This is a genomic window from Haloferax sp. AB510 (assembly GCF_024136985.1).
In the GTDB taxonomy this organism is placed as follows: domain Archaea; phylum Halobacteriota; class Halobacteria; order Halobacteriales; family Haloferacaceae; genus Haloferax.
This window is the reverse complement of record NZ_JAMYJY010000018.1, coordinates 1-15914: the sequence shown is the minus strand read 5'-3', so window position 1 is coordinate 15914 and position 15914 is coordinate 1. Positions and strand designations below refer to the sequence as shown.

The 15914-nt window shown below is 53.3% G+C and carries 14 protein-coding genes; 7 read left to right on the top strand and 7 right to left on the bottom strand.

The genetic code is table 11. The features are described 5' to 3' along the window. The first annotated feature begins 167 nt into the window (after positions 1 to 167). The 3 genes from NKF06_RS05425 to NKF06_RS05415 are packed head-to-tail and all read left to right on the top strand — an operon-like array spanning position 168 to position 4368. Positions 168 to 1094 (top strand): ABC transporter permease, encoded by a 927-nt coding sequence (locus NKF06_RS05425; RefSeq protein WP_253244759.1) that lies wholly within the window; start codon positions 168 to 170, stop codon positions 1092 to 1094. Next, a complete protein-coding gene (locus NKF06_RS05420; RefSeq protein WP_253244758.1) occupies positions 1081 to 2085 on the top strand; it encodes an ABC transporter permease in 1005 nt (334 codons plus the stop codon). Before NKF06_RS05425 ends, NKF06_RS05420 begins: the two co-directional genes overlap by 14 nt. A gap of 45 nt (positions 2086 to 2130) precedes the next feature. Then, the gene (locus NKF06_RS05415) at positions 2131 to 4368 is read left to right on the top strand and encodes an ABC transporter ATP-binding protein (RefSeq protein ID WP_253244757.1); all 2238 of its coding nucleotides are present in this window, start codon (positions 2131 to 2133) and stop codon (positions 4366 to 4368) included. Between the two features lie 382 nt (positions 4369 to 4750). On the opposite strand, the gene NKF06_RS05410 is transcribed toward NKF06_RS05415, so the two are convergent. Further along, on the bottom strand, positions 4751 to 5704 hold the full coding sequence (locus tag NKF06_RS05410) for a carbohydrate kinase (RefSeq protein WP_253244756.1): 954 nt from the start codon (positions 5702 to 5704) through the stop codon (positions 4751 to 4753). A 132-nt stretch (positions 5705 to 5836) separates the two neighbouring features. Here NKF06_RS05410 and NKF06_RS05405 point away from each other — a divergent pair, with 132 nt between their 5' ends. Beyond that, the gene (locus NKF06_RS05405; protein ID WP_253244755.1) at positions 5837 to 6106 is read left to right on the top strand and encodes a hypothetical protein; all 270 of its coding nucleotides are present in this window, start codon (positions 5837 to 5839) and stop codon (positions 6104 to 6106) included. A gap of 65 nt (positions 6107 to 6171) precedes the next feature. Here the strand turns inward: NKF06_RS05405 and NKF06_RS05400 are convergent, their stop codons facing one another. Then, on the bottom strand, positions 6172 to 8412 hold the full coding sequence (locus tag NKF06_RS05400; protein WP_253244754.1) for a TrmB family transcriptional regulator sugar-binding domain-containing protein: 2241 nt from the start codon (positions 8410 to 8412) through the stop codon (positions 6172 to 6174). A gap of 226 nt (positions 8413 to 8638) precedes the next feature. Between NKF06_RS05400 and NKF06_RS05395 the strand changes: the two genes are divergently transcribed. After that, positions 8639 to 9097 (top strand): universal stress protein, encoded by a 459-nt coding sequence (locus NKF06_RS05395; protein ID WP_253244753.1) that lies wholly within the window; start codon positions 8639 to 8641, stop codon positions 9095 to 9097. 526 nt (positions 9098 to 9623) lie between these two features. Here NKF06_RS05395 and NKF06_RS05390 read toward each other — a convergent pair. After that, a complete protein-coding gene (locus NKF06_RS05390; RefSeq protein WP_253244752.1) occupies positions 9624 to 10034 on the bottom strand; it encodes a hypothetical protein in 411 nt (136 codons plus the stop codon). Continuing rightward, positions 10031 to 10906: a ParA family protein gene (locus NKF06_RS05385; protein WP_253244751.1), complete on the bottom strand. Its 876-nt coding sequence runs from the start codon at positions 10904 to 10906 to the stop codon at positions 10031 to 10033. The genes NKF06_RS05390 and NKF06_RS05385 overlap by 4 nt, the downstream gene beginning before the upstream one ends. 927 nt (positions 10907 to 11833) lie before the next feature. Here NKF06_RS05385 and NKF06_RS05380 point away from each other — a divergent pair. Together NKF06_RS05380 and NKF06_RS05375 are read left to right on the top strand one after the other, a co-directional pair. Continuing rightward, a complete protein-coding gene (locus NKF06_RS05380) occupies positions 11834 to 12409 on the top strand; it encodes a hypothetical protein (RefSeq protein WP_253244750.1) in 576 nt (191 codons plus the stop codon). Positions 12410 to 12471: 62 nt separating this feature from the next. Next, positions 12472 to 12852: a hypothetical protein gene (locus NKF06_RS05375; RefSeq protein ID WP_253244749.1), complete on the top strand. Its 381-nt coding sequence runs from the start codon at positions 12472 to 12474 to the stop codon at positions 12850 to 12852. A gap of 1116 nt (positions 12853 to 13968) precedes the next feature. Here the strand turns inward: NKF06_RS05375 and NKF06_RS05370 are convergent. From NKF06_RS05370 to NKF06_RS05360, 3 genes are all read right to left on the bottom strand, one after another. Continuing rightward, positions 13969 to 14151 (bottom strand): hypothetical protein, encoded by a 183-nt coding sequence (locus tag NKF06_RS05370; protein WP_253244748.1) that lies wholly within the window; start codon positions 14149 to 14151, stop codon positions 13969 to 13971. After that, positions 14148 to 15074 (bottom strand): HTH domain-containing protein, encoded by a 927-nt coding sequence (locus tag NKF06_RS05365; RefSeq protein WP_253244747.1) that lies wholly within the window; start codon positions 15072 to 15074, stop codon positions 14148 to 14150. Before NKF06_RS05365 ends, NKF06_RS05370 begins: the two co-directional genes overlap by 4 nt. 343 nt (positions 15075 to 15417) lie before the next feature. Beyond that, positions 15418 to 15795: a hypothetical protein gene (locus NKF06_RS05360; protein WP_253244746.1), complete on the bottom strand. Its 378-nt coding sequence runs from the start codon at positions 15793 to 15795 to the stop codon at positions 15418 to 15420. Positions 15796 to 15914: the final 119 nt, after the last annotated feature.

Sequence of the window (15914 nt, the reverse complement as noted above, 5' to 3'; positions counted from 1 at the left end):
ATTTTATAGTATGGTATATGAACGATTTGGACGTCCGAAGAGAGTCACAGAAGGCGTGAAAAATCCGAGCAAGACAGGAATCCATGAACTATTACGTAAAGCGGTTAGGACGGTCACTACTCACCCTAGTGTTAGTTATTACAATCACCTTCGGGTTGACGCGGTTGATGCCCGGGGGTCCGGTTGAGTACATGCGGGCACAACTGCGAGCCCAGAACCCCAATCTCTCGACAGAAGAGATCAACCAGATGGTGCAGGCGTACGTCGGTGTCAAACCCGACGAACCGCTACCGATGCAGTATCTCAACTACCTCGTGCAGGTGTTGCAGGGAGACCTCGGCCGGTCGACCTTCTATGACCAGCCGGTGGCATCGATCTATGCAAACGCCATCCCGTGGACATTGTTCGTCCTCGGGACGGCACTGATAGTGACATTCGTCATTTCGGTCACGCTTGGTGCCCTCTTGGCGTATAAAGAAGGAAGCAGGGTCGATACGGTGGTTAGTTCGATTTCGGTTATCATGAATTCGGTTCCGTACTACATCGCTGCCATCGTGCTCATCGCCGTGTTCGTCACGTGGCTCGGGTGGTTTCCTCTGTCGGGGCGGAGCAGTATCGACATCGCGCCAGGATTCAACATCCCGTTCATCTTGGACGTCACCAAACATGCGGTCCTACCGATGCTCTCGGTCATTCTGACAGGCTTTGGAGCACAGACCCTCGGAATGCGCGGGAACAGCGTTCGTGTCCTTGGCGAGGACTACATTCGTGTCGCTCAGCTTCGCATGTTGCCCACTCACCGGATCGCCATGCGGTACGTCGCACGAAACGCGATCCTCCCGATCTACACTGGGTTTATCATCCAGATCGCGTTCGTTCTCGGCGGCTCGGTCATCCTCGAAGAGATCTTCCGATATCCTGGTGTCGGTTTCTACTTCTTTAACGGCATCAGTTCCCGTGACTACCCACTGATGATGGGTGGCTTCCTGCTGATCTCGGTGGCCGTCGTTCTTGCCGTGCTCATCGCTGACCTGACGTACGGAATACTCGACCCACGTGCGAGCTCTGGAGGTGGCGACAGTGAAGCGTACTGACGACCCCGCTGTCCACGACTCGGACACGGCTCGAACCGACGGTGGTACACCGGAGATACCACTGACCAGTGTCTCGGCCGAAGACGTGACGCGGACGGACCGTCTCGAAGACTACCTCGCACAGCGCTACGAGACGTTCCTGCTCGCGTGGTCTGACTGGCGGTTTAAGCTTGGGCTGCTCGTCGTCGTCACCTTCGTCCTGATGGGGACTGTCGGTGTGATGCTCGTTCCCAAACCGGCGTACTCTGATGGCGGCAAATGGGATGCTCCGTTCGCGGGAACCGAGAACCTGCTCGGGACGAATCAGTTCGGGCAGGACATCCTGGCGATGCTTATCCATGCGACACCCGCGATGCTCCTGATGATCATCGGTGGTGCCGTTTTTGCCACCGGTATCGGTGCACTCGTTGGGATCGTGTCCGGCTACAAAGGTGGCCGCCTCGACGAGGTTCTGATGACGATCTCTGATACGGCGATGATGCTTCCAGGCCTCCCGCTCATCATTGTCATCGGCGCGATCTGGGAACCCACTAACCCGTTCATCGTCGGTATTCTGGTGTCGATTAACGCCTGGGCGGGGACAGCACGTGGGCTCCGTTCTCAGGTTCTCACAATTCGTGAGGAGTCCTACGTCGAAGCTTCACGGGTGATGGGTGTCTCTACACCTTCCATCCTCAGAAAGGACATCACACCTCAACTCCTGCCACTGATCCTCGTGAACTTCGTGATGTCGGGTCGAGGTGTCATCTTCAACTCTGTTGCACTCTACTTCCTGGGTGTCCTGCCGGTCCAAAACGTGAACTGGGGCGTGATGCTTCAGCAAGCGTACGAAGCAGGGGCTGTTACGTCGCCCACCCTGTTCTACACCATCTTGTTCCCGTTGTTGACCATCGTCATCCTCTCGTGGGGTATGATCATGCTCTCACAGGGACTTGACAGGGTTGTCAACGTCCGCGTACGTGCCCGCCACGAAGGGGGACCACAGGAATGACGGGCGAAATCGTTCACAGACAGCTAGCGACTTCGGAGGAAAGTCATGAGTAAAACAATCCAGCACGAGAGAGAATCGGACATGAACGAGGAGACAATCCTCGAGATACGGAACGCATCGGTCACGTTCGACATGGACCGGGGGACCTCTCGGGTCCTCAACGACGTGTCGGTAGACGTGAAACGAAACGAAATTCTCGGTATCGTCGGCGAATCCGGAAGCGGAAAGTCAATGTTTGCCGACTCGATGCTGAACGCCGTCGTCGAACCCGGAAACCTCTCGGGGGAAATCATCTACCACCCGGAAGACGGTCAGCCAGTTGACCTTGCGAACGCAGACAGGGAGACGATGGAGAAGTATCGCTGGAAAGAGGTCTCAATGGTGTTCCAGGGGGCGATGAGTTCCTTCAATCCCACTCAGAAAATCAAGGACCACTTCACCGAGACGATCAAGGCTCACGGCCACAGCCTCAGTGAGGGCATGGCACACGCACGATCGCTCCTCACAAAGCTCCACCTCGACCCCGAACGAGTGCTGACGTCGTATCCACACGAACTCTCTGGTGGGATGCAACAACGAGCACTCATCGCGCTCTCGCTCGTGTTGAAGCCTCGCGTTCTCGTGATGGACGAACCAACGGCGGCACTTGACCTGCTCATGCAGCGGTCGATTCTCGGACTCCTCGCCGAACTTCAAGAAGAGTACGGGCTGACGGTCGTTTTCATCACGCACGACCTGCCGCTCGTTGCTGGACTGGCAGACCGTATCGGCGTTATGTATGCCTTCGAGTTAGCCGAGATTGGCCCCGCAGACCAGATGCTCGAGAACCCCGCTCACCCGTACACACGAGACTTGCTCAATGCGGTGCCGAACCTGAACACGCCGCTCGACGAGATGAAACCGATTGAAGGGTCCAGTCCTGACCCAGTAAACGATCACACTGGCTGCCAGTACGCCTCACGCTGTTCGCTCGCCACCAGTAAGTGTCACTCGACCGACCCTCCGTTCGAACAGGCGGGCGATGATCACGAGACAGCCTGTTTCCACTGGGAGCGAGCACGCGAGGAGATTCCGATGGCGATACACGACGACGTTCCCGCCTCCGACTTCGAGGTTCAAGGGAAGCAGTCGGTAGAACCAGTCGTCACCCTCGACGATGTCGACGTCCACTTCGAAAACAAAGGTGGATTCCTCTCGCAACTCCGTGGCGAATCCGAGACGGTGTACGCGGTCAACGACATCGACCTCGATATCTACGAGAACGACGTTGTTGCCCTCATCGGCGAGTCTGGCTGTGGGAAGAGTACGCTCGGAAAGACGGCGATTGGTATCCAACGACCAACCGACGGGTCGCTTGACTATCGGGGACAAGATGTCTGGGAGACCAGAGACGGGGGGAGCGGAGACATCTCTTTCAATGAGATACGCCAGTCACTCCAGCTTATCCATCAGGACCCCGGAAGTTCGTTGAACCCGAACATGAGTGTTGCAAAGGTACTCGCAGAGCCGCTCAAGCAGGCGCAGTCTGACCTCTCGTTCAAGGACCGTCGTGAGCGTATCCTCGGAATGCTGGAGTACGTCGGGTTGACGCCGGCGAAGGATTACGCCGAGCGCTACCCCCACCAACTCTCCGGTGGCGAGAAGCAGCGGGTGGCTCTCATCCGAGCGCTGTTCATGAATCCTGACCTCATCTTCGCTGACGAAGCCGTCTCAGCGCTAGACGTCTCGCTGCGTGTGGAGATGATGGATCTGATGCTCGAACTTCAGGACCGGTTCAACACCTCGTACCTGTTCATCTCGCACAACCTGGAGAACGCCCGCTACCTCGCGGGCAAGACCGATGGACGTATCGGTGTCATGTACCTCGGGAATATCGTCGAAATCGGTCCCGCAGAAGAGATGATTACTAACCCGAAACATCCCTACACGAAGGTTCTCCGGTGGTCGACGACCGACGTCGACCCCAACGAAGACGCCGAGGAGCCGCCGATCCGGGGCATCGACATCCCCGACCCGGTCGACCCGCCGAGCGGGTGCCCGTTCCAGACGCGCTGTCCGAAGGCCCGTGAGCATTGTACGAAGGAAGTACCGTCACTTGAGGCGAGCAATGTAGACGGCCACTCAGTCGCGTGTTTCCGTGAGCAGGATGGCGACCATCCGTACTGGGACAGCGAGCCAGTTGAGGAAGTCGATCTCGAGACTGACATCTTCGGCCCCGACCTCCCGCCGGCAGCACGTCCCGAGACCGAGACGGGGTCCGGTAGCCAAGCAGTAGACGACTAACGACGCCGCCCGGCTCTGTTTCGGGGCATCCAAAACCTCCCGAACAGATACGCTGTGCCCTTTCTCAGGTCGTAGTGTGTCTGTACTCCTCCGGTTTAAACTACACGTGGTAGTTCGGGGGCATCGGTGGTACCGTGGTCTCCCGTCGATTGTATCACCTGCAGGACGAAGAACTGAACGTTCCGTGACGTAGGGATTCAGCGTGAAACTCGGAGAACTCTTCGGCATTCCCTTTGGCGTCTCAGTATGTGTGATCAGGGCCTCGACGTATCGGTGTCTGTTGCTGAGATTGAGCGGCTCGAAACACCAATTGGGCCAACGTGGTCGTCATTGCTTGCGTAACATGGTTGGACCGACTTCGGCACGACTGACTGGTTAAATGTTACTGGTCTCGCTGGAGTGCTGCGACGGCATCTCTGTCTGGGAGTGCTTCCATTGCCCCATGAGCGGTCGTTGCTGTCGCTGCGACGGCGTTTGCGAAACTCAGCGCTTCTTCGAGCCTCTGTCCTTCGACGAGTGCTGCAATACAGCCTGCAGTGAAGGCGTCACCTGCACCCGTTGTGTCCACTTGGTCGACCTCGTAGCCACCGTGTCTCACTGACGTACCGCTGTCAGTCCATGGTGCCAAGTCAGTCGTCGATGCAAACGAACCCTCACTACCGAGTGTAATCAGAGCAGTGTGAGGCCCATGTTCGAGAATGTGCGCCGCTAGTTCATCTGCGTCACCCCCGACGCCCATCTCTGCCATGTCCTCGGGCGTGGCCTTCACTACGTCGGCGTACTCGAACGCTTGATACATGGAGTCTGTATAATCGAAGTCAGTCCACCGCTCTGGACGCGCGTTCGGGTCAAATGAGACCGTAGAGCCAGACTCTGAAGCCCTCCGTACGAGGTCAAAAATCGCGTCACGGCTGGGTTCCGCATCGAGTGAGAGCCCGTCGAAGTGAACCCACGATATCGATTCCAGTGTCTCGTCCGCTACTGTCCCCGGTTGAAACCGCGTCTCAGCGGCATTACCGTGGTAGAACGTAAACTCGCGTTCTGCGTCTTCGCCAAGGTTGACGAACGCTAGACCGGTCTTGGCGCCTTCATCTCGTTCGATGAAGTCCATCGGAAGTCCCACGGACTCGAGCGTCTCAGCGAGGAAGTCGCCGAACGGACCACTACCAAGCCGAGTCCAGAACAGTGGCGTCTCCTCTAAGTGTGATAATGCAACAGCGACGTTTGCAGGAGCACCGCCTGCACAACGAGTGAACTCTCCGACACGCGCCAGTTCTCCGGTCTCTGTAGGGAGAAAGTCAATTATCGTCTCCCCAGCCACGAGTACATCGGTCATGATTCATTCAACAGTGCGGGGGAAGTTGAAACTATAGGAGTTGGCGTGATTTTCTATCAGACTATTTCGTATGGCGACTGCCAATCAGTGGGCAATTTAATGTAGTATGAGGCCACACAGTTATTCACACACATGGCAACTACCGAGTCATTCGACAGTAACACGGATTCGAGAGTGTTGTCCGCCCTCTCAGGATACACCCCAATTCTGTATTTTATTGGGTCCGTTCTCGGCATCCTGTTTTTAGGATACGCCGTCGACATCTTGGCCGGACCGCTGAACGAATCCACGATACTTGCACATCAGATATCTGGCTTGCTAGCGGCTGTCGCACTTGTCCTCGCCATCTGCGGCGTCTTAGTGGGTGTGCTGTGGGGAGGCCTGTTCATCTCGAAGCGATAAGGTGTGAACGCCACGCACTCCTGAAAAATGGACAAAAAAACACCTGTATAAGTCGTAGTTGATTCTTATAGTGCGCTGAGGTCGTCGTGCGCAGACAGATATGAGCGGAGCTCTTCCACATCTGGAACCGATTGATGTTGTTTGTAGTATCCACTCAAGGCGGTTGCGAGTGCTAATGAGCTCTTCTCGGTGAGTCCTTCGGTCAACCCGATAGCGAACCCTGCGGTAAAGTGGTCCTCAACAGTCCCCTCTTCTGCCGGTTGCGCAGTCCGCGGTAAGAGAATCTTGTGTGGGTCGCCCCCGGCCGCGAGGACAGACTCGCGGGTCGTTGTGATCGCAACGCGCGAGACGTCGAGTGTGCGACGGAGCTCAGTAGCCATGGTTGGGAGCGCTCGCTGACGACGAGTGTCAGTCTCGTCGAGGAATACCGCTCCGAGATGCTCTGCATCGTCTCGGGTCGCCACGACAGTCACATCTGCAACATCGTTGAGAGCGCTTAGTGAGTCGATATCCGAACGAAGTGTTGTCTCTCGGAGATGGGCGACACTCGAGATTGGAATGAGAAACTCTTTCGGCGGGTTCGAGAGTTGTGGGTACACTTGCTCTCGAAAGCCTTCCCAGATTGTCGAAATTTGTGGAAACAGCGCCCAGCCACCAATGCTTACGACATCTGTCCCTTCGAGGTAGTCGACCATGTCATCTAGAGGGACGTACTCACAGAGAGTTTCCCAATTGAGTGCTCGGTGGGTTCGGGAATCTGTGAACAGAACCTTTCCATCACCAAACTGGAGGTATTCGGTCGAAGTTGGTTGCCCGAGGCTCAGTAGGGTGGCGTCAGTGAACGTCTCAGAGAACTCCTCTCTGACCGGTTGACCAAAGTAGCCGATGAGTTGGACGTCGTATCCAATAGCCTCCATGGTGCGCCCTGCATGCGCTGTGTGGCCGCCAGGGACTCTCTCACTTTCTGCCCACTCGAACTGGAGCGTTCGATCAGAGAGCGCCGCGCGGGTGAACATCTCACGGACGGTGTCGAATTCACCAATCTCCTCGTACATCCGCTGGCTCTTACGCTCACCCACGAGCGTCCGTATGTGGTCAGTGTATCCATCGAAGCCAACGACGACATTAGCCGGAGAGAGGTGCGTGGGTAATTCTTCTAAACACGCCTGAAACGATGCTGCTGTCTCCTCACGGAGCGCTTCGATAGTCCGATCGTCTCTCTCTTCGAGAGAGATTTGATGCGCTTTGAAATCCTCGCCTTCGGATTTCCAGTCACCCACGGTCACGCGCTTGGTATCACTACCATCACCGACCCCGACATCTAGTTCGACGTAGGCGACATCATCATACTCGGAATACGTGAATCCGGCGAGAACGCCAGTTTTAGTGACTTGGTCTCCGGAGAGATTATCGTAGCCGTCGAATGTGACCGCGAGTGATTCGAGCGGAACGTCTTTTGCGAGCATCTGCAGGTCAGCAAGACAGTCTCTGAGCCGGAAGTACTGCGTCGGAAGTGATGGTGTACTTTCGTCAGCTTCAGACGTAACGGAGGTAGCCAATGGCCAGATAGAATCAGAGAGGAACCGATCGAACAGGAACGCGAGTTCAGAGTCGGTTACGTAGAATCCTTCCTGCTCACCGCTCCCAGAGACAAGTGGCTTTGGCCAGAAAAACCCGCTATTCCGGTCGATGGTGAGAACGAACGGCTCACTCCGTGACGTTCCACGGATGTGATTCGTCACCTGCTCAATCTGGTCACTCCTGAAGATTGAACCGGCATCAAGCGTCTCTGGATTAACATCCGAGACCACTACCCGGACCTGGACATCGCCCATAGCCAATAGGTCATCTTCGAACTGTCGCAACCGGTCCGGTGATGCCAGCAAAAAAACCGTGTTCTCAGCTGCTGCAAACAGTTCTGAGACGTATTTTTCGATCGTGGAAATGTTCTTGAACTGTGCCACGCCGCTTTCAATGTCGGAGACTGTTTTGTGGAGTTCGTCAAGCCGGTCTTGAACACGTCTGATCTGCGTTTGGATCGGTCCGAGTGTCTTGTTGGGTTCGACTGCGTACGCCTTTTTCGGATAACTGTCGTCGAGTTCGATGAATCCCTCACTGCGGAGTGTGTCGACAATGTCATACACTCTCTGTTTCGGAACACCACTCGTCTCTGCTATCTCTTTCATTGACTGCTTGCCATTTCTAACAAGTGAAAGGTAGACGAATGATTCGTACTCCGACATATCTACATTTCGCTGTAGGGACTCTCTGATGGCAGGCTCATCCATCTTTCCCGGATCGCTCATATCAACACTTCTCACTTCCATTGGCATAGTATTTTGTGGCACATCGCATGGTAAATTCACTAGGCGCGGGAAAATTCTCACTCCAGTAGGCTGAGAGACTACTCATGTCGTGCATTCATCTTGTCGTAGGAGTTGCAACGATTACTGTGAATCGCCGATTGAGTGGTCATGTCCCTATTTTTCAGGAGGAATAAACGCTTATGTTGGTTGCGAACCGACCGGTTATATGGAAAATGCGCTCGTTGTCGTAGAGGATACTATCGACAGCAAAGAACTCGTCCGTGAAGCCGCTTCATTCGCAGCAGCCGAAGAAGCCACGCTATATCTCTTCGTGATGGTTTCGAAGGACGAACTCGAACGCACAGTCTCGACGCTCGAACGAATTGGTGAAGTGGAAAACACTTCTTATGGTCCAGATACCGCCCTCGGAGGTGCAACCGCGTTCCTAGAAGAAGTCGCAAACGAGGCACTCAATGATAGCGACGTTGAGTACGAACGTGTCTGCTCGGTGGTCGACGACACAGACCGTTCGACTGCAGCTATCCAAGCTGCGAACGAGAACGACTGTGATCACGTCTTTACGACCGGAAGTAAGCGCTCACCGACAGGCAAGGCACTCTTCGGCGACTTCGTCCAATCGCTCATCCTCTCGTTTGATGGACGGGTCACGGTTGACCTGCAGTAGCGTTTTTATCGCATTTCAGAGTTCTTGTACCATCGGGAACCACCACATCAACGGCTCTGTTGAAATCCTTTAGCGTTGACCTCGATGAGCGTAACTCTTCCCACCGGTTTTCGTAGAACCGATGTGAAATTGCATTTCACCGAATCGCAAGACTGAAAGAGGTTTCAACAGAGCCGTATCAGTATATCTGTTAAAAAAGGGCCATATATCAAAGCTATCCTCCGAAACTGTGGGTCGGCCAGTATCAGAAATTGATATAGCGACATGCGATTCATCATCCAAACTCGCAGACTCACCGACATTTTGCTAATCCTCGTTGTCTCTGCGGGACAATGAGGTAATTGGGAATGTAAGAAATATACTATTATTGCGCTACCTCCGAACTCTTTGGTCCTTAGAATGGGCTACCAGGGAAGCGACGCTCGTTCTCTTGGTCAACAAACCTCCCAGCGGATTCCTAGTTCGGACCGTGACCGACTGCCAGTCGTCGGTTTTCGTGCCTACTGCTGTAAGCGCTGTTTCTTGGCTAGTCGAACGTCATCCCGTAGCCCCATTCTTCGAGGCACTCTTCTGTCTCATCGAGGTGCTGCAAGCCGACCTTCATGAGCGCTTCACGGAGGTCGGTGAGCGAGACGTTTTCTTCGAAGCGGTCTTCGAACTCCCGGAGGGCGTCACGTTCTGCGACTTTTGTCTCCTTCTGTAAGAACAGCGGGACGCGGTCACGACCGTCTTGGACGCCATCACGGCGGAATTTGTATGGTATCTGGAGTTGCTGGCGAGACTGTTGGGTGTCCGCGTCCTCGGCTTGGTTCGACTCCGATTCTCCACCCTGTTCGGGCGCTGGTTCCTGCGTTTGGGCCCCTGTCTCGGCCGTCGGTTCAGTCGACGAGTCATCCGCAAACGGGTCTTCCCCAGCTCCTTTCTTCATCCCAGTCATGCCGTCACCACCTCGTGGTCAACGTCACCCGGTTCCGGGGGATTTGGCGCCTCAATTCCAACCTGTTCTTCGAGATGTCTCGCGATGCGGTCGAACTGGGCAAGCGTCTCAATTTCGTAGTCACGGCGACGATCACGATGTTCACGGACGTATTTGAACGCCGAGCACTGTTCCATCCAGCACCCCTCCATCAGGGAGGCACGCTCGCTGATGATCTCTGGGATCGGATAGTCGATTTCAGCTAGTACCTGCCGTTGGTCACGTGTGTTTTTGAATCCGGTTGGCACAGCGGCGAGCACACCAACGTCAATCTCGAGCTGGTCTTCAAACCCGGCGACGAGGGCTTCAAGCCCCTCAACTGCTGCACGGCCCTTTGCGCTTGGTTCGACGGGGATGACAAGCGACCGCGTCGCGTGAATCGCGTTGTAGAGGTGTGGCCCTTCAGTTGCTGGTGGGTCACAGATCAGTACATCGTACTCCTCTGGGACACCGGCCTCGCGGAGCACACGGAGTAACTGTGCGTGCATCCCGAATGCTTCGCCCATGGCCTCCGCCTGGTCTTTCTCTCGCTGGAGAAAATCGGCTAAATCTGAGAGCATGTTGTGCTCCGGAACGATGTCGACACCTTCGACGGTCCGAATGAGATCGTCAAAGTCGCCGTTGGGGCGTCGAATCATATGCCGGACAATGTTATCGACTGAATCCGTCCGCTGGTCGTCAACCCCGAAGAGACGTGAAAGATCGCCGTCTTGTGGGTCAAGTGGAACGACGAGCGGTTTCAACCCTGCCCGAGCGTGCGCAACCGCCAGGTTTGCTGCGGTGGTTGTCTTCCCGACCCCACCTGCTTCGCTGTAGGTCGAATATGTGAGCATACTGTGTTCATGATGAACCACCATCTTGAATCTTCTGTGCATGCACTCATTGTGTCCAATAGGGACATTTATTCGTTGTGTTCAGCAATGAATGTACACAATGAACAAACAGACTGAATACATCTGATGAACAAACACAACGAACGTCATGGCTGGGTGAGACTATGCTCATCCATGATTACAGCGGTCTGCGGAGAAATCTGATTTAGTGAATAAAGGTAATGAACACAATTCATGAATGTATGTGGTGGGTACTCCGCCTGGCCAAACCTCTTTGCTGTGACACCACGTAGCTACTACTGGAGACAATCTGTGTCACACTCGTCTCCACAACTCCCCCATGACGACTGATTCGACGATACTTGGCCGGTGTCCTGACTGCGGTGACGAACTTGCACCGCATCAATCGCTGATTGAGTTTGAAGAAGCAGATGGTACAACCGGCGTGTTCGCGGAATGCTACTCGTGTGATGACGTCGTTCGACCAGAGTGACCCCTGCTCTTTGTTGCAGAAACCGACTTTCACACATCGATGATGAGGGGTGCGATATGTCTGAGAGAGTCCCAGTTGAGAACTGCAGGAGATGTTCGATTTACACATCGATGACGGGGGGTCTTCAATCTCGACCTCGATGAACACGTCAGTCGTCGGGTTGAGTGTGCCAAATGGTTCGTGGCCCAAACCTACTTCCTGCGGCGAGATCCTGTCCTGAGTGGCGAACTAACGCTACTCAATCTCAACGTCCAGATGTCTCATTTTCGATGTACTTGTAATAAAGCACTACACCAGATATGAGACATCGACAACTATGTTAACCAACAACTGGGCGTATCTAGCCGGTCTGTTGGTTAATACAGCCCCCGAATCATGTAGACGGAATAATCCGTGCTAGCAAGATTTATTCCTGTTCTCCTCGTGGTGTGAGTATGGAAGAACCACGCTCTGAACTGAAGGCTGATGCCGAGGAGCGAACTAAATCACCAGACTTCGACGTCCTGACCTCGCCAGAGGAGCTTGTCCGTGGGGAGCGGACGCGAGATGACTTCTTTGACGCTGTGCTTGGGCTCAGCACTCCAGCGACCGCCAGCGAAGTTGCAGACCTCGCAGGCCACGGCGTCGACGCTGCGAGAGAGTACCTCGAGTGGTTCGAACAGATGGGTATCGTGAAACGGGTTACCGAGTCGCCGGCCACGTACGAGCGTAACCAATCATACTTGAACTGGCGGCGGGTCCAGACGCTCCAAGATGAGTATTCGTCAGCGGAGTTGCTTGAGTTCTTGAAAGCTGAGGCAGCACGAGTAGAAGAGTTTGCCGAGGAGTTCGATGTCGCGTCGCCGGAAGCGGTCTCTCTCTCAAAGCATGCATCGACTACTGATCAATCGATAGAGGATGTTTGGGAGGCCGTTTCTGCGTGGAAGACCGCTCGCCGTCGAGTTGATCTGCTTGAGCGGGCATTAGCAACCGAGTCGGGTGACGCTACTGATCAGCGAACGGCGGTATGACAGGGTGGGATGAGAGTAGTGGGTCCCATTCAGTTTCAGGTGCCCCAATTGATTTTGACCGCTTGGACGTCATCCGAGATCGATTTGCTACCGACGAGCGGTTCGATCAGATAGTCGACCGACCTGAATTCGCCCCTGAGCGGCTGGTCTGCGTGTACGATACACGGTTCTACCCATCGAGTGTTCAAAATGCTCGAGTAGAGATTGTCTGGTTCGAGAACGGGGACTTCTCGCTCCATTACCACGAGGATCACGTTGAGGGGACGTTCGATCATCGATGGAACCGCTATCCATTGGATCATAACGCTCGCGACCACATCCATCCCGGTCCAGATGCACCGACTCCTGGAGATGATTCATCACATCCTAGCGATTGGCGCGATGTCCTCTCAATGGCTCTTGCCGAGATTGAAGCCAGGCAGCGTGCATTCTGGGAGGACTGATTGAAACCTCACATTTGAGTACAAACGAGTAGATTGCCCTGTAGCCTCGCTTAGGTGGAAAAGTGAGGGTGCAGAATTAGACAAGTAACCGAAGTCATTCAACTAGTTAGGCTGTGGATTTAGCCTAGTCTTTGCTATGGTCTAGTCAAGAACAAACAGCAGGTTTCGAAATCAGTTACTGCCGGTTGATATTAAGTAGTCACACATCCAACACGTCCTCCATGGCAATTAGATTAAGAGGGAGTATTGGGATTGTATTAATCTTGGCAGGTGCCGGCTATATCTCATCGGCCAACAAGGTGTCGCAGAATACCAAACTACCGGTGGGCAACTAGTCCGTACCCTTTCCAGTTCAGATCAAGCACAATATGAGTTATACACAATGATGAGATTAGCAGGTGCTGGGACAGGTATTCTTGGCGGTGTTCTAGTCTTACTGGATGTCGTTAGTAGTGGTTCAGGTACTTCTTCAGCTAAATCGAAGCAAACTGGAGAGTTGTTCTCAGGTTACGACCATGATACGATACCCTCCGGTTCGTATACATACTTTGAGTTTTCCCTGAAAAAGCCAGCAGTACTCCACGTAGATGTAGAGGTTCTAAATGGGAATCCAATCAATGTGATCGTGACCTCAAAAAAAGAACCTCAAGCGATTCGCTTCGACCGGAGACATTCGGTATCACGAATCTACGACGGGGTTTAAAACAACTCACCACACCACGAAAGGCCGGTTGCCAGCAGGTGACTGGGCAATACTCATCGACAATACCAACCGGGTTGGAGGGACTGCCAAACAGGATCCAACAAAGGTTGACATAGAGATAACCTACAACGTCAAAGCCTGATGATGAACTTCCAGAAACATAGCAGATGTATCCTTCTTTAGTTGCTACGACTGGTTCGACTCGATTAAGCGTCTCGTTGGTATTATCTCAGGGTGGATTGTCTTAGTGAGGACGAAGATAGAGTTAACTTAGCCAATTCTTTATGTTTATATAGTAACCGTTTCACATAATATCCGAGAATTAGGGATCTAAAAGTGAGGTTGAGATTCGACTCCTACTGAATCTACTAATCGAATCCGAATCAAAATCAAGACTTACGCTAGCTAATACACTACAACTGGTGGAGATCTTCTCTAACGATGAAGTCGATGTCTTTTGTCGCGTTCTTGAGCTCCTGGAGCGTAAGAGCGCCACTTCCAATGAGGAACACCGTAATCGGCTCGTTGATCAGGTTCGCGAGTTTGTGAAACTGATCTCGGATCGCCGTGTATTCCAACGTCGACTCGCGGGTCATATCTCTACCTCGTAGTCACGAGCGAGCGATTCCATTTCAGACCAGGGTGGGGTTTGGGCTGAGGTCTGTTCGCCTTCTGTTCGTAGGTACGTCAAGAGAGGTGAGATGATGTCTTCGACTCCGTAGGCTGTTGCGGCTTCGTGAACGTCTTCGTGGGATGTGTTGGTTGCGGTAATGAGAAGCATAGCGTACTTTCGGTGGCGAGCGTCGTTCTCGATGAGGAGTAGGTGACAGACCAACTCGGCCGGTGAGAGTGACTCTCGGCTTTCTGAGTAGAAGTAATAGTTCCACGAGCGCGTGAAGAACTGCAGACCGTATTCGCTGAATGCATCGAGTCCTGTCAGCAGGTACTGACTGTCGTCAACACCCCCGTCTGTTCGCACAATGAACTCGTCATAAGATTCCCACAGAAGTGTTCCACTCCCGATGTCGGTTCGGACTTGCATACGGTGGTGTTGGTGCCGGAGCTCCACGGTGAACTTGTGAAGTCCTGAGAACTGTTCGGTGAGGCGGTATCTCGTTCCTTGCTTAACAGCTATTGCCCGGTTTGTAAGCGTCTTGAGCGTCCGATAGACAGTTGCCCGTGACACTTCGGTTCGTTGGGCAAGCTCGGCTGCCGACACTGGTTCATCCGCGGGGAGATAGTAGAGGACGCGAAGCATCGACGACGTCAGCAATTCCGGGAAGTCAACGTGGGAGTTGGTTGCCGTGAGGTCTTGGTACACCTCGAGGCACTTCGCAGACGTTGGGTGTATTATCGTCTCGTTTCCCACCCGTTCACGGGTGACCAATCCCAATTTTTCGAGATGTACCACAGCGTTCGTGATGGTCCCCGGCTCATATCCGAGCTCAGTAGCAAGTGCTCGGCGCTTTTTAGGGGAATCAAGTGTCGCCATGATTCGCAATTCATTCTCCTCTAGCATGGTGTCTCAAATTGGATGAACTTGTAATAAAGCACTACATCGGATATGAGACTTTTGGTGATGATTGTTGAGAAATTCGATGGCTCTCTTCGGTAGAGAGAATACTGTATTCAAGGACAATAGTATGGTACTGGAATTGCGTCCAACAAAGAAATTGAGCGTGTCCAAATTGCCTCGCTTAGGTGGAAAAGTGAGGGTATAGAAATTGATGATTTGGTGTGGGTGGATGTCGTGATAATCTCTCATATACCTCTTGTGAGGAACAGTTGTCTCTTTCAACAGCTGTAATTGATATTGCATGTATCCACCCACGTTCAGCTGTTATTAAGGACTGATAGAGACCTTACCGGTACTCTTCTGAATACTCCAAAGTCGCCTGATGAATGTCTTCCAACCCTGTATTCAAACCATCCAAAATTGACGCATATTCGTCTGGCAATTCCTCTAATCGTTCGTTGAGCAATTCTATTAGAATTTCAGATTTCTGGGCCCTACCAGGAACTCTTATGAAGCCAAGGTAAACAGCATAAAAACGAGAAACTGCAGTAATTTTGTCCCCAGCTTGTAGAACTGATTGACCCGGTCCAGCGCCAAGAGTATATAAGAGAATGTTCTCTTGTCCAGCAATCCACTTCAACCATTCATATTGTGGATTCACAACATCTGCCCTTTGAGCAACAAAATCAACGATTCTTTGGTACAATGTCGGCAATGCGTCCAACTTTTTTAGCACGGTATACGATCGCTTGTGCCCAGCGCTCAACTGAGTAGAATGAGTGCTTCCTAATCAGTTGATTGACAACGTTCGCATAAAATTCGGATCGAACTGTTTTGGATTCA

Excerpts from the sequence above, each read along its gene's own strand:
- NKF06_RS05385 (WP_253244751.1), bottom strand. The coding sequence starts at position 10,906 with ATGCTCACATATTCGACCTACAGCGAAGCAGGTGGGGTCGGGAAGACA.
- NKF06_RS05410 (WP_253244756.1), bottom strand. The coding sequence starts at position 5,704 with ATGACCGATGTACTCGTGGCTGGGGAGACGATAATTGACTTTCTCCCT.
- NKF06_RS05405 (WP_253244755.1), top strand. The coding sequence starts at position 5,837 with ATGGCAACTACCGAGTCATTCGACAGTAACACGGATTCGAGAGTGTTG.
- NKF06_RS05395 (WP_253244753.1), top strand. The coding sequence starts at position 8,639 with ATGGAAAATGCGCTCGTTGTCGTAGAGGATACTATCGACAGCAAAGAA.
- NKF06_RS05380 (WP_253244750.1), top strand. The coding sequence starts at position 11,834 with ATGGAAGAACCACGCTCTGAACTGAAGGCTGATGCCGAGGAGCGAACT.
- NKF06_RS05425 (WP_253244759.1), top strand. The coding sequence starts at position 168 with ATGCCCGGGGGTCCGGTTGAGTACATGCGGGCACAACTGCGAGCCCAG.
- NKF06_RS05365 (WP_253244747.1), bottom strand. The coding sequence starts at position 15,074 with ATGCTAGAGGAGAATGAATTGCGAATCATGGCGACACTTGATTCCCCT.
- NKF06_RS05415 (WP_253244757.1), top strand. The coding sequence starts at position 2,131 with ATGAGTAAAACAATCCAGCACGAGAGAGAATCGGACATGAACGAGGAG.
- NKF06_RS05390 (WP_253244752.1), bottom strand. The coding sequence starts at position 10,034 with ATGACTGGGATGAAGAAAGGAGCTGGGGAAGACCCGTTTGCGGATGAC.
- NKF06_RS05400 (WP_253244754.1), bottom strand. The coding sequence starts at position 8,412 with ATGAGCGATCCGGGAAAGATGGATGAGCCTGCCATCAGAGAGTCCCTA.
- NKF06_RS05370 (WP_253244748.1), bottom strand. The coding sequence starts at position 14,151 with ATGACCCGCGAGTCGACGTTGGAATACACGGCGATCCGAGATCAGTTT.